Here is a 14,011-nt window from a genome sequence, read left to right as displayed (position 1 = left end):
CGGATACCATGCTAAATGCAATTAAGAAAAACGGTCTTGTACTTGCGATTTTTGCCTGCGCTTCGACAGGTTTGGTAGCCGTTACTCACTACCTGACCAAAGATCAGATCAAACAGCAAGAACAGGCTCAGTTACTGTCTGTGCTTAACCAAGTGATCCCGCACGATCTGCACGATAATGAACTGTTTTCAGCCTGTACTCTGGTTCAAGCAGAAGAGTTGGGGACTGAACAAGCGATGCCGGCTTACATTGCTAAAATCAATGGTGAGCCGAGTGCGATTGCGATCGAAGCGATTGCCCCAGACGGCTACAACGGCGCGATCAAAGTGATTGTTGGAATGAAGATCGACGGTACTATTTTAGGTACTCGCGTGCTTTCTCACCAAGAAACTCCAGGTTTGGGTGATAAGATTGATTTGCGTGTGAGTGATTGGATTCTCTCATTTGCTGGTAAGCAAGTGACGGATTCTAATCTTGACCGTTGGAAGGTTCGTAAAGATGGTGGTGACTTTGACCAGTTCACTGGCGCAACCATTACGCCAAGAGCTGTCGTTAAGTCAGTGAAACAAGCGGTGCAATACGTTAATCAAAACAACCAAGCATTGCTTGCTCAACCTCTAAATTGTGGTGGTGAATAATGAGTGACCATAAAACACTAATTAAAAATGGCATGTGGGACAATAACCCTGCCCTAGTACAACTCCTTGGCTTATGTCCGCTGTTGGCTGTCTCTTCGACTGTGACTAACGCTCTTGGATTAGGTATCGCTACCTTGCTTGTACTAGTCGGCTCGAACGTGTCTGTCTCTCTGGTTCGAAACCATGTGCCAAAAGAAGTGCGTATTCCAGTGTTCGTGATGATCATTGCTTCACTAGTAACCTGTGTTCAACTTCTGATGAACGCCTACGCGTATGGCCTTTACCTCTCTTTGGGTATCTTTATCCCGCTGATCGTAACCAACTGTATCATCATTGGCCGAGCGGAAGCTTTCGCGTCTAAAAACGAAGTTTTACCTGCTGCTCAAGATGGTTTCTGGATGGGTCTTGGCATGACATCGGTACTGGTTGTATTGGGTGCGATGCGCGAGGTTATTGGTAACGGAACTCTATTTGATGGCGCAGACCTACTCCTTGGTGATTGGGCTTCGGTGTTACGAATCCAGATATTCCAATTTGATAACAGCTTCTTGTTAGCCCTGCTACCACCCGGTGCCTTCATTGGTGTTGGTTTCTTGATTGCTTTGAAAAACATCATCGACAACCAAGCTAAATCTAGACAGCCAAAACAAGAAAAACCAGCTATTGAACGCGCTCGCGTTACCAATGCCTGATAAGTTACAGTAGCTTAAATCCTGCTGAGTAGCTCAACCGCTCAGAAGGTAAATAGATTGACCAAGTACACATAATAATGACGCTCATAAGAGCGCGTAACCGATGATAAAGCCTGAACCATTGCGAAACTTGTTATTTTAAAACGAGTAAGTTTGAAAGAACTTCGCCGGAACTCAAGCCCTAACTATTTGAAAGTAATGTCGCTATGAACAATGTAAAACGAGTAGAAATACTTGAGCGTTTGAGAGAAAACAATCCAAATCCAGAAACCGAGCTTAACTGGAACAGCCCTTTCGAGTTGCTGATCGCCGTTCTCTTATCTGCGCAGGCAACCGATGTCAGCGTTAACAAAGCCACTGATAAGCTTTATCCTGTGGCTAATACTCCACAGGCTATTTTCGACCTAGGTGTCGATGGCCTAAAAGAGTACATCAAAACCATCGGCCTGTTTAACTCAAAAGCAGAAAACACCATCAAAACGTGTCGTATGCTACTGGACCTCCATAATGGTGAAGTGCCGGAAGATCGCGCTGCATTAGAAGCCCTTCCAGGCGTTGGCCGCAAAACTGCAAACGTAGTGTTAAATACCGCCTTCGGTTGGCCAACGATTGCCGTTGATACTCACATCTATCGTGTATCAAACCGCACTAAGCTAGCGATGGGTAAAACCGTCGACGATGTCGAAGCAAAGCTACTTAAAGTCATCCCAAAAGAATTCAAACTGGATGTCCACCATTGGCTCATTCTTCATGGACGTTACACCTGTGTCGCGCGTAAACCGCGCTGTGGCAGCTGTATAATTGAAGACCTATGTGAGTTCAAGGAAAAAACCGACGTCTAGGCTAGCTCTAAGCGAATGAAGCTAAGAAGCTAAGAAGCTAAGAAGCTAAGAAGCTAAACAGTGCCGCATTTTTCTAGCGGCATAAAACAGAATTACAAAAACGTATACATAATTAAAGCTAGGAGCAAATCATGTCAAACGGCCGTATTTTACACACCATGCTACGCATTGGTGATCTAGACAAGTCTATCGAGTTCTACACCAATGTAATGGGCATGCAGCTGTTACGTAAGAACGAGAATAAAGAGTACGAATACACACTGGCTTTCGTTGGCTTTGGTGACGAATCTCAAGGCGCTGTGATTGAGCTGACTTACAACTGGGGCACGACTGAATATGACCTTGGCTCAGCTTTTGGTCACGTTGCTATCGGAGTTGATGACATCTACACAACGTGTGACGCGATTAAAGCAGCAGGCGGTAATGTGACACGTGAAGCGGGCCCTGTAAAAGGCGGCTCTACTCACATCGCATTCGTTAAAGATCCTGACGGCTACATGATTGAGCTTATTCAGAACAAACAAGCAAGTGCTGGTCTAGAAGGTTAACCCTTCGTAGCCTCTGCAATATTTGGCTATGGAATAAACACTATAAGCGAGCATAAAGCTCGCTTTTTTTTGTAGCTCTATTAATAATCGATATTCTTTACTAATTATTACAACATTCTCACTGATGAAACTTTACATGATAATAATTATCATTTAAATTAAGTCCCCTATTGATTAGTGAGGTAACACAATGATTAGCGAATGGGAAAAACACACGTTACTTGCCGATACGGCATTGCAGCTCGACGATCCTGTACAAAGTATTCTTCACTATCAGCAAGCATTGAGTTTAAGCGAAAAAATTACTGAACGTACCGATATCCAAGCGGACGAGCGCTTACTTATCTCTGTGATTTCTTGTCACAACCTCGCTCAGTTTTGGCGATGGGCCGGCGATACTGAATATGAACTCAAGTATCTCCAATTGGCTTCAGAAAAAGTACTGACACTGATCCCGCAATGTCCCAATACGCAATGTTCAAGCTTCATTGACTCAATTGGTTGCTGTAAGAAAGCCCTTATCGATTTCATGAAACGCCATCCCAACCCTAAAATTGCTTCTATGGTGGAAAAGATCGATACCGCGACCAACTGTGAAATGATCGCCCGCTTCCGCTTGAACTAAACAAATTACGTTTAAACAACAACTCAAATTTAAAATATAAAAAAGCCCGTCATCAGTGAAGACGGGCTTTGTCATTTCAAAACGAGCTATTGTTCAGATTACACCTGTGTGCGACCTAAAGAGATAACAACACGTCGGTTTTTGTCTTTACCAATTGGCGAGTTGTTGTCAGCAATTGGACGACGCTTACCATAACCTTGTACTTGAATGCGGTCTTCTGGCAAGCCTAGAGATTTAAAGTACTCTCTTAATGATTCCGCTCTGCGCTCTGAAAGATTCTGGCTAATACCTTTGCTATCGACGGAATCGGTGTATGTAGCCACCAGCACAAGGTCGATGTCTTGGTTATAGCGAACATAGTCGGCAATCTGGCTGAGTCTCTTACGTGAAGACTTATTCAACTGATCGCTGTTACGATCGTAGTGCAAGATAGTAAAAGAGATATCTTCGAAGCTGTAAGGCAATAAGTTGGCGATACAGTCACTGAACACATTATACTTTTCTTGGAATAATACCGATGATAGTGCAACTTCGATTCGCTGATCTCGGCTCTGCCACTCTTGATAGCCGAATGTCGGGTAACGCCCTTTCTCCAACTCACTCAAAATACCCCAAGCGGTTTGACCACCAACATAGCCATCAAATTGTTGGAAGAACTTAATGGTCGTCATGCGGTCAGCACTTTCGCCCGGACGCCAAGCTGGTGGCATAGAGATCAAGCTTACATTGCGTGTCGCCCCCATTGGGCGACGCATTTTAAGCTCAAAATCCAAAATGATTTTTTTACTCGCGCGAGATGAAAACTCAGCATCACCAAAGTTGGGGATAGGGTGAACCAAGCGACATTCTAGTGGCGTGTTAGCCACCATCTCCCATGTCGACTGTAGAGGAGATGCTCCGTAACGCTTTTCTTGTGCCAATACCGATGACGACATAAGTAGCGAAAATAGCATTGAACCTGTTATGAGTTGTTTCTTCATAAAGTGGAGTATCTCTTAGGCAATTCGTTTAACAATGCAGCCAATTGCCGCATTTTTCCATCACGTTTGAATATGCAATTATCAAGCCGAAATAGGTCGGCTAATTTATGATTTATTGCCCTTCCCTAGTTTTTATCACTGCTATTATCTGCAATAATGCTGCCTTAATCACACATATTTGGGCTAACATGACTGTAGAAAACGAAGCTCTGACCCTTAAAAAACGCTTTCGTGGCTATTTCCCAGTGGTCATCGACGTGGAAACCGCAGGGTTTAACGCTGAAACCGATGCATTATTAGAAATCTGTGCCATTACACTAAGAATGGATGAGAACGGAGATCTGCACCCTGCATCAACGCTTCATTTTCACATTGAGCCTTTTGAAGGCGCAAATATAGAGCAGGCAGCATTAGACTTTAACGGAATTAAAGACCCATTTAGCCCATTACGTGGTGCTGTGTCGGAACAAGAAGCCCTTAAAGAAATCTACAAGCTTGTGAGAAAAGAACAAAAAGCTTCAGATTGCAGTCGCGCAATCATGGTCGCTCACAATGCTACGTTCGATTTAAACTTCGTTAATGCAGCAAGTGAGCGTTGTAAGCTTAAACGCGTCCCTTTCCATCCATTTGCAACTTTTGACACTGCAGCCCTTAGTGGTCTTGCCTACGGTCAAACCGTTTTGGCTAAAGCTTGCCGCACTGCGGGGGTGGAATTTGACAACAAAGAAGCACACTCTGCTTTGTATGATACGCAAAAAACCACAGAGTTATTTTGCGGCATAGTAAACAAATGGAAAGCCCTTGGTGGTTGGCCTCTTGTTGACGAAGAATAAAAAATAGAGTCGGTAAACGTTCACTCGTATTGCCTTCATAAAAAACACAACATCCCGAGAATAATATGAATCCTGTTGTAATTTCAGTTTGCATCATGCTTGTTTTAGCTTTGATGCGCGTAAACGTTGTCGTGGCTCTCACGTTCAGCGCAATTATCGGTGGCGTAGCCTCTGGTATGAGCGTGAACGATGCTGTAGCAGCTTTCGAAAGTGGATTAGGTGGCGGTGCAACTATCGCACTTAGCTACGCAATGCTTGGCACCTTTGCTGTTGCTATCTCTCGTTCTGGTATCACAGATCTACTTGCTCAAAGCGTCATTAAGCGCATTCACGGCAAAGAGAACAGTGCGGCATCTAATGGTCTAAAATATGGCATCCTTGCGTCTTTGATCTTAGTGACCATGTCTTCGCAAAACGTGATTCCTGTGCATATCGCCTTCATCCCAATTTTAATCCCACCTCTATTAGGCGTATTCGCAAAAATGAACCTAGACCGTCGTCTGGTTGCGTGTGTACTTACTTTTGGCCTGATTACTCCGTATATGGTTCTACCTATCGGTTTTGGTGGCATCTTCCTAAACAACATCCTGCTTAAAAACCTTCACGACAACGGTCTTGAAAACGTAGTAGCAAGCCAAGTACCAATGGCGATGTTGTTACCGGCAGCTGGTATGATCTTTGGTCTTCTTACGGCAGTATTCTTTACTTACCGTAAGCCACGTCAATACAAAGAAACGTCTCATACTGTTGTTTCAACCGAAGTGAAAGAGATCAACAAGAAGCACATCCTAGTGGCTGCTGCGGGTATTGTTGCTGCACTAACCGTTCAACTATCGACAGGTTCCATGATCATCGGTGCTTTGGCTGGTTTCATGGTATTCACCTTCGGTGGTGTAATCGCTTGGAAAGAGACACACGATGTCTTCACTAAGGGCGTTCACATGATGGCAATGATCGGTTTCATCATGATTGCAGCGGCAGGTTTTGCAGCGGTAATGAAGCAAACTGGTGGCGTTGAATCTTTGGTTGAAGCGCTTTCAACCAGCATCGGTGACAACAAGCCTCTAGCGGCACTGCTTATGCTCATCGTTGGTCTATTGGTAACTATGGGTATTGGTTCTTCGTTCTCTACGATTCCAATCCTTGCAACTATCTACGTTCCACTAGCAGCAGCATTTGGTTTCTCACCTATGGCAACGATCGCTCTAGTAGGTACAGCTGCAGCGCTTGGCGATGCTGGCTCTCCAGCTTCTGACTCAACCTTAGGTCCAACATCGGGTCTTAATGCTGATGGTCAACACGAGCACGTATGGGAAACCGTAGTACCGACGTTCCTACACTACAACATCCCACTGATCGTATTCGGTTGGATTGCAGCCATGGTTCTGTAATTAGGTTCTGTAGTTAAAGAATCCTACGCTCACTTTTATAAAGACCGCCTCGTGCGGTCTTTTTTGTATATAGGGTCTGTTGACCTTTCGAGCTGATTTTTGCAGCGCTTTGTGGGAAATTGCTACAAGGCAGAGGCTTTGAAGTGTAGCTAGCCTACATGAGAAGCCGATAACGCAGTAGAAATGAACCACAAAGGCTGCCCGAAGGGTTCGGCTAGAATCGTTTTATGCTTTGTTAAGAAGTATTTACTTAGAGTGACTAGGCTACATATTCCTTGCCGCGCCTAAAACGATTCTATATCGAACAAAATTTAACCGCGAAAGGTCAACAGACCCTAACCTCTTTCCCCTTTTATTTCTAACTTTAGAAACACGCTAACCTTCTGAACCAACATCACTCCCTATACATTATTCCGTACGCATTGATGTGCAACTTGTGGCTATTCATTGAATTCACTCCTACACTTAAGTGTTAATAAATAAGCCGCTAATTCATAGACGACAAAGTGGCAAGGCTCAATACGTCAGAAGGCTACTATATGGATATACTCGCCCGATCGCGCTACCTCATCGTTGATGACAGCAGCGTCATTCAAAGTGCTACCCGCGCACTACTTATCAAGTTAGGCGTGCCTAACAACAATGTGATTAGCGCATCCAATGCACAAAACGCGATTGAGGCTTGTCGCGCACATCGATTCGACATCTTATTAATTGACCACGATTTAGGCTCAGGAAGCAATGGCTTGCAGTTGCTTGAGTTCTTGCAGCAAAAAGAATTAATCCGGCCACAAACGATCGTCTTTATCGTCACAGGCAATGACAGCCAAGATACCTTCTTTGGTTATGCTAACTTAGAACCTGATGGTTATTTGATTAAGCCAATACGTGCAGATGACATCATAAAAAGAGTCACATCCGCACTCTCTCGGCAGCAATACTTTTCGACATTAGAGCAGGCCTTTTTAAAGAATGGCCTCAATGCGGTAAAGCCACTCTTTGGCAAAGCCCCTGACCCGTCGACACTGAAAGATGCCATTATTTATATGGCGAATATTCTGATAAAAAACCAACAACTCGATGACGCACAAGCCATGTTGAATGGGCTATTGCAGCTCCATGATTACCTGCCCGCTAAAGTTAAGCTCATTGAAATACATATCCTCAAGCAGCACTATCACGACGCACTCCGTCAAATCGATGGCCTAATAGAAAGTAACCCTCGCAATATCAAACTTCAGCAACTTAAGGTCAAGATCTGTCTCAATACCAGTGATTTCGAATCCGCGAGCGAACTGATTGACCAAGTACTCACAGTGAACAGCAGTAATATTGAGTTAACCAACACCATGGTCTGGTTGCAGTTGCTAGATAAAAATGTCACACAAGCGACCCAACATCTCAAATCTCTCGCACAACTCATTCCTCACTCAATTTGGGATTCTACAGGTAAGCGAGCACTCATCTTATGGGCGGATAGTTTGGCGCTCACCCACGAAGAACTAACACTTTGGAAACCTGAAGCGACTTGGCAGAGGCTTTCTCACTCTGAAAAGTCTTACGCATTGAGCAAGCCGCTTCTAAAGCTTTGTCGTACCTTACAACTGATTCAACTCGATCAACATGAGGTTGCGACAGAGTGCATTGAGAGTATTTCGATAAACGAGTTTTCAGGCAATGATGTCGACGCGTTCTTCTTGTTGGCGCTGTGTTATCAAGCCTTAGGATTACAAGACAAAGTCGTTCAAATAAAGCGCCAAATTGACGTTCATTTAAAAGCGGATCACACGAACCTTGCTCTACTTCAACGTATGGCATTGCAGCAAGCTGATAATTTTTCACTCCCCACACTAACTAAAGCCCCTTTGGCTGCCGTTAGTTAAGCATGGCGATACTCTAAAATCAGTAAGCAAACGACAGGATGTCTTTATGCAAAACAGCGCTTCAAAAACGAAAACGTGGTGTGTCGCCTTTTTATTGAGTTGTCTTTCACTGTTGATGTGGCCACTGCTCACCTTTGCCGAAAACACCCCACCAGGGAACACATCACCCGCTAGCTCCTTAGCAAGCAAAACAGAGAACTCATCGAGTGACCAAGTCATATTGCGGGTTGGTCTCCCTTCTTACGACATGGCCCCCTACAGCTATCAACATAAGACTCCCTCAGGCAACACTGTTTCTGAAGGGCTACTCATCAGTATGTTGGATCAGGTAGCGGTAAATGCAGGTTTCCAATATCAGATTAAGTTGTATTCAACATTTAGTGATGTACTGAGTGCATTCGAAAGAGGTGAATTAGATCTGCTAGTCGGTGTCTCTTCGACCAAGGAGCGCCATAATTACATGACTTTTAGTGAGCCGATGTTTTCCATAAGACGAGCGGTGATTACCCAAAATAGAAAAATAAACGATTTAGGTGCGTTGGCAACCGCCAACCTAACATTGGAGAAAGGGTTTGCGCTCAATGATCTTCTTCCTAGCCTGCTTCCTGATAGTCAAATTACAACATTAGACAGTACGCAAGCGGCATTCACGGCAATTCAGGAGAATAGCGTGGATGCGTACATTGGCGATGCGCTTGCACTTTCTGCGTTATTACGAGAACAGCCTCGAGACTCACTAACATTATCTGTGCTTCCTGACCTTCCCGCAGATCACTTGCATTTCGCCGTCAAAAAAGGAAAGCACAGATTGCTTAGCCGAATCAATTTCGCTTTACAGGACATTAAGGAAGGCTCACTACAATCTATTTATAATCAATGGCTTGCTCCATCGCAACATTCGATGCTGCTGAACTATGGAACATTGAATTTAACCCAAGATGAAAAGAACTGGCTCGACAGCAACCCTTCCATCCCCGTAGGCACACACTCCAATTGGTACCCTTACGACTTTACCAATGAGCAACAGCAACACTCAGGCTTATCTGCTGACATCTTAAACCTAATAAGTAATGTGCTTGGCGTATCATTCGAAAGTACCACTTACCTAACACCAGAAGCGGCCGAGGTCGCGTTCAATAATGGTGAGACAATGGTGCTAACCAACATCACACCAAGCACAGATAAAGCCCGATACATGGACTTCACTCAAGCTTACAGTTTTGAACCTTGGGTGTTATTGAGTCGCTCTGATCGCTTCGGCAACTTTGCGCCAAGTGGCACCGAAGCTGTTGGTGTGATTGAAAATTCTGGAGGTTCAACGATTCTGCCTTCTCTCTGCCTTACTTGCCTAGCCGTCCCTTACATCAATCACGTCAGCGCTTTCCAAGCATTACAGAAAGACGACATCAGTTTCGCGCTTGCTTCACTTCATCATGCTGCACCTTTATTGCATCAAGACTATGTAGGGCAATTCAAAATCACTGGCACCATTAATGAGCAAAACAGCGCACCACTAGCTCTCGCAGTGAACTTCAGCCATCCCATGCTGTTGAGTATTCTCAACAAAACCATTGGAGCACTGCCTGCCAATGAATTAGAGCGCTTGGAAAGCAAATGGTTAACCTATGAATACCAAGAAGGCTTATCACCACGCGAAGTCGCTAAATGGTCGGTGATCATCGGGCTTGGAATCTTTGTGGTCATTTTCGTGATCGTATTTTGGAACCGAAAAATGGCGGCTGAAATCGAGCAGCGAAAGATCGCCGAGCAGAGAGCAAAAGCAGCAGAAGCCCATTTGCAAACGCTGGCCGACAACATTGATGGGGTCGTGCTTAAACATATTCAAACGCACCCTCGACAGCCTTTAGATATCCGGTTTAGCTTTGTCAGTGCAGGTGTAAGCGATATGTTCGGCTTATCCGTGGATAACGTAAAAGAGCACCCTCAACACCTGTTTAATCTGATCTCAAAGGATGACTTGCCCCAGTTTGAAACCAGTATGCTCGAAGCTATTGAAACCGGGCATTGGGAAAATGAACAGCGAATGCAGTTAGAATCAGGTCAAACTAAATGGGTGAAATTTAATAGCCAAGTATCGAACAGCAAAACCATTGAGTGGAATACGGTGATAACAGACATCACCCTACTAAAAAAACAACAGCAAGCTTTAGACAACGCACGCCAAAAAGCAGAAAGTGCAACGGCTGCAAAGTCGCAATTCTTAGCGACCATTAGCCACGAGGTTCGCACCCCGATTAGTGGGAGCTTAGGGCTGTTGGAATTAATGCAGGAACATCAGCTGAGTGAAGAGTTACTGAACTTACACGGTGGATTGAATCAGTCGGCTCGGAACTTACTGCACATCGTTAATGACGTACTCGATTACTCCAAGATTGAAGCCGGAAAATTGGATCTTAACCCGACCGAAATTGAGCTTGGAAAAGTACTCGCCCGTATCGTGCAACCGCAATCCATTCATGCACAGCAAAAAGGCTTAGCCTTCCACTATTGGCAAGACCCAAACCTCGCTCAGTGGTTGTTTGCAGACGATATACGACTCCATCAGATTCTAAACAATTTCCTTAACAATGCGATTAAGTTCACCGAACATGGCACTATTTCATTGCATGTTGATGTAATTGAACAAAACGAACATCAGCAGAAAGTTAGCCTCACGGTTTCCGATACGGGCATCGGCATCCCGAAAGACAGACAACAAAGCTTATTCCAACCTTTTGAACAAGTCGACAAAACCACTAGCCGCCGTTTTGGTGGCACAGGGCTTGGACTGTCTATCGCTTTGAAATTGATAGAACAGATGGATGGCAACATAGAACTGTCGAGTGAAGAAGGAAAAGGCAGCCACTTTACGGTAACCGTTACCCTCCCAACTTGTACTCCTGAACATGCAGTAAGCAACGCTTTGGCTCTACGACAAACGCTGATTTTTCCTTCTGAGGGTGAGAACCCTGTTGAGCTAGATGTCGGTAATCACTCAAACGAGGTATACGTTGTTGGCTACGTTCTGCAACAAGAAGAGCTGTGTCGATATCTGAAACACTTCGATCTTGAACCAAAAGTTTTGCACATTAATCAAAAGCACCTACTCAAAGAGATGGTCGTCAAACATCAGCCCAAACACATCTTTGTCGCGATGTCGGTTTGGCAACAACTGGCGATTAGCGATGCTTGGATTCAGCAACATACGGGCTCAACACGCTTCACCGTAATCAACCAAAACCCAATGCTCTCACCAGAGCCTTTAGGTAACTCTTGGTGCTTGTCGGTAAATCCGCTGCTGCCCGATAACCTTGTTCATGTTTTAACAAAACCCGTCAGTCACAACAATCTACTCTCATCATTAGACAACGAAACCAAAGCGCCTATCGCCATCGAGACTCGCGAACAAGCCGAGAGTAATGGTCGACTGATTCTTGTTGCGGAAGACCACCCGATCAATCAGCAAGTCATCGCCAAGCAGCTTGAGAGTATTGGTGTCCACGCTGATATTTTCGATAACGGAGTGCTAGCGCTGAATGCTTTAAAAAATAAACGTTATGGTTTGCTTCTCACCGATTGCCATATGCCGGAGATGGACGGTTACACGCTTGCCTCAAGCATTCGTCAGATAGAACAACGCAATGAAGAACTAAATCAAGAAACTCAAAAGTTGCCTATCGTCGCGTTGACGGCGAATGCGGTTCAGGGTGAAGATGCCAACTGTTATGCACACGGCATGGATGATTTCCTAGTTAAACCTGTTTCCATTAAGCAAATGAAGCTGACCATTGAAAAATGGCTACCCGCAATCCACGATTTAGATCCGACGCTTGAAACCGATATTTCTGATGCAGAAAAGCCAGACTCGCAAAATCAGGACACAAGCTCTTCGTCAAACGCTTTACCGGCAGCTCAAGAAACCAATGAGTTTTCGATGCTGTTCCAAGGCATTGAACAGAGCTTTGCGGAATCGGCAGAAAATAACAACTCAGAGACAATCGAAGATGTTGACCCCACTGCCCCTCAAGATTCACTCAACGAGACCAATAGCCCCATCATCGACTACACCGCGCTCTACGATCTATTTGAAGATCACGATGTGGTGATGACCTTACTCGACGAGTTTGCCGCAAGTTTTATTGCAGATAGTGAACAGATAAAAGCGCAGTGGGCTAATAAGGAATATAAGGGACTAAAAACCACATCACACCGACTCAAAGGTGCCGCTAAAATGGTGGCATGTGACGCGATTGCTTCTCCGCTCGCAATCATTGAAGCACAAGCAAACGGCCTAGTAACCGAAGCCACAGACTTAGACCAAGTCGAATCAGAAATTGAAGCATCAATCTCGGAAGTAACTAACACATTCGAACGGTTTACAGAGGAGATAAACCAACTACGTCAGACAAAAGAAAAGGCTTACTCTTATGAGTAAGCCTTAGAGGTTATTGCGTCAATACAGACAGCTCTCGCTGGATTATGCAGCGGGAGCGTTATTCACTAAAATTTCGCGAATAGACTTGAGTGTCGCTTCAGTTGAATGGTAATCCAATTCAACTTCACTAAAGATACCGTTTACCTCAAGCATTAAGGTTGGGTAAGAATGCACACCCATCGCTTCTTTAAAACCTAACTGGTCATCTAACTCGCTTTCCAATAGCTTACTAGAAAGGTCATTTTCAAACTGTTGTATATTCATCCCTAGCTCTTGGGCTAACTGCAAATGCGTTTCTTGGCTATGAGGCAACATCGCACGAAGGTAGTAAGCGTGTTGGATCGCTTCAAGCATTGCTTCGTAGTGATCTTGAAAACCAGCAGCGATCACTGCACGACACGCTGGGTAAGTGCTGCGAACTGGTTGGCATTCCGTCCAAAACTCATGATTAAATTCCGTACCCAGCTTAGCTCCAATCTGCTTCCAAATCGCTTGAAGCTTGCCTTTCATCTCTTCTGACATCGGCTCTTCAGAATCCGGAGCCAAACCACCGACTACATAGCTAAACTCAATGCTCGCTGGCAATTGTTGTTTTAATAACTCAAGCGTTGGCTTGTAGCCCCAACACCAGCTGCACATTGGATCATGCACATAATGAAGTTTTACGTTCATTGTTCATTCCTTATCGAGTCTTTGTTGAACCATTCAAACGAAAAAAGGAGCCTAATTAAGGCCCCTTCCATTCAATATTTAAGCACCAAGGCCTAAAGCTTACTCAGCGTCGTCGCCAGCTACTTTAGCAGCGGCTTCTTTAACGATTGGCTGAAGCTCACCCTTTTGGAACATCTCAAGAATGATATCACAACCACCGATTAGCTCACCTTCAACCCAAAGTTGTGGGAAGGTTGGCCATTGTGCGTAAGCTGGAAGCTCTGCACGGATATCAGGGTTTTGTAGGATATCTACGTAAGCAAATTTTTCACCACATGCCATTAGCGCTTGAGACGCTTGAGAAGAGAAACCACAGCTAGGTAGCTTAGGAGAACCTTTCATATACAGTAGAATAGTGTTTTCTTCAATTTGCTGTTTGATTTTATCGATAGTTTCCATTGCTTCCTCGTTAATGGATTACGGCTTTCATTGC

General features: G+C 44.6%; 12 protein-coding genes. 9 read left to right on the top strand and 3 right to left on the bottom strand.

Annotated elements, in window-relative coordinates; genetic code table 11:
- Positions 1 to 8: 8 nt before the first annotated feature.
- The 5 genes from rsxG (at position 9) to ACED60_RS05095 (ending at position 3,345) form a co-directional block, all read left to right on the top strand.
- On the top strand, positions 9 to 638 hold the full coding sequence (gene rsxG, locus ACED60_RS05115; protein WP_371727068.1) for an electron transport complex subunit RsxG: 630 nt from the start codon (positions 9 to 11) through the stop codon (positions 636 to 638).
- Positions 638 to 1,330 carry an electron transport complex subunit E gene (locus tag ACED60_RS05110; protein WP_371727067.1) on the top strand — a complete coding sequence of 231 codons (693 nt, stop codon included), beginning with the start codon at positions 638 to 640 and terminating at the stop codon, positions 1,328 to 1,330. Before rsxG ends, ACED60_RS05110 begins: the two co-directional genes overlap by 1 nt.
- 206 nt (positions 1,331 to 1,536) lie before the next feature.
- The gene (gene nth, locus ACED60_RS05105; RefSeq protein WP_102281089.1) at positions 1,537 to 2,172 is read left to right on the top strand and encodes an endonuclease III; all 636 of its coding nucleotides are present in this window, start codon (positions 1,537 to 1,539) and stop codon (positions 2,170 to 2,172) included.
- A gap of 131 nt (positions 2,173 to 2,303) precedes the next feature.
- Positions 2,304 to 2,720 carry a lactoylglutathione lyase gene (gene gloA, locus ACED60_RS05100; protein WP_371727066.1) on the top strand — a complete coding sequence of 139 codons (417 nt, stop codon included), beginning with the start codon at positions 2,304 to 2,306 and terminating at the stop codon, positions 2,718 to 2,720.
- A 190-nt stretch (positions 2,721 to 2,910) separates the two neighbouring features.
- The gene (locus ACED60_RS05095) at positions 2,911 to 3,345 is read left to right on the top strand and encodes a DUF2753 domain-containing protein (protein WP_012603530.1); all 435 of its coding nucleotides are present in this window, start codon (positions 2,911 to 2,913) and stop codon (positions 3,343 to 3,345) included.
- A 98-nt stretch (positions 3,346 to 3,443) separates the two neighbouring features.
- Here ACED60_RS05095 and ACED60_RS05090 read toward each other — a convergent pair whose 3' ends face one another.
- Entirely contained in the window at positions 3,444 to 4,325 is an 882-nt protein-coding gene (locus ACED60_RS05090) for an OmpA family protein (RefSeq protein ID WP_371727065.1), read from the bottom strand.
- A gap of 188 nt (positions 4,326 to 4,513) precedes the next feature.
- On the opposite strand from ACED60_RS05090, the gene rnt reads away from it, so the two are divergent.
- From rnt to ACED60_RS05070, 4 genes are all read left to right on the top strand, one after another.
- A complete protein-coding gene (gene rnt / locus ACED60_RS05085) occupies positions 4,514 to 5,158 on the top strand; it encodes a ribonuclease T (protein ID WP_371727091.1) in 645 nt (214 codons plus the stop codon).
- Between the two features lie 65 nt (positions 5,159 to 5,223).
- On the top strand, positions 5,224 to 6,549 hold the full coding sequence (locus ACED60_RS05080) for a Na+/H+ antiporter family protein (RefSeq protein ID WP_012603527.1): 1,326 nt from the start codon (positions 5,224 to 5,226) through the stop codon (positions 6,547 to 6,549).
- 539 nt (positions 6,550 to 7,088) lie between these two features.
- The gene (locus tag ACED60_RS05075; RefSeq protein WP_231847883.1) at positions 7,089 to 8,432 is read left to right on the top strand and encodes a response regulator; all 1,344 of its coding nucleotides are present in this window, start codon (positions 7,089 to 7,091) and stop codon (positions 8,430 to 8,432) included.
- Between the two features lie 46 nt (positions 8,433 to 8,478).
- Positions 8,479 to 12,867, top strand: coding sequence for a transporter substrate-binding domain-containing protein (locus ACED60_RS05070; protein WP_371727064.1), 4,389 nt, complete (start codon positions 8,479 to 8,481; stop codon positions 12,865 to 12,867).
- 42 nt (positions 12,868 to 12,909) lie between these two features.
- Here the strand turns inward: ACED60_RS05070 and ACED60_RS05065 are convergent, their stop codons facing one another.
- A complete protein-coding gene (locus tag ACED60_RS05065; protein ID WP_371727063.1) occupies positions 12,910 to 13,539 on the bottom strand; it encodes a DsbA family protein in 630 nt (209 codons plus the stop codon).
- Between the two features lie 99 nt (positions 13,540 to 13,638).
- The gene (locus ACED60_RS05060) at positions 13,639 to 13,977 is read right to left on the bottom strand and encodes a Grx4 family monothiol glutaredoxin (RefSeq protein WP_009848715.1); all 339 of its coding nucleotides are present in this window, start codon (positions 13,975 to 13,977) and stop codon (positions 13,639 to 13,641) included.
- Positions 13,978 to 14,011: the final 34 nt, after the last annotated feature.

It is taken from the genome of Vibrio sp. 1F279 (assembly GCF_041439815.1).
In the GTDB taxonomy this organism is placed as follows: Bacteria; Pseudomonadota; Gammaproteobacteria; order Enterobacterales; family Vibrionaceae; genus Vibrio; species Vibrio tasmaniensis_A.
The sequence above is the reverse complement of the archived record's forward strand: the minus strand, read 5'-3'. Positions and strand labels throughout refer to the sequence as shown.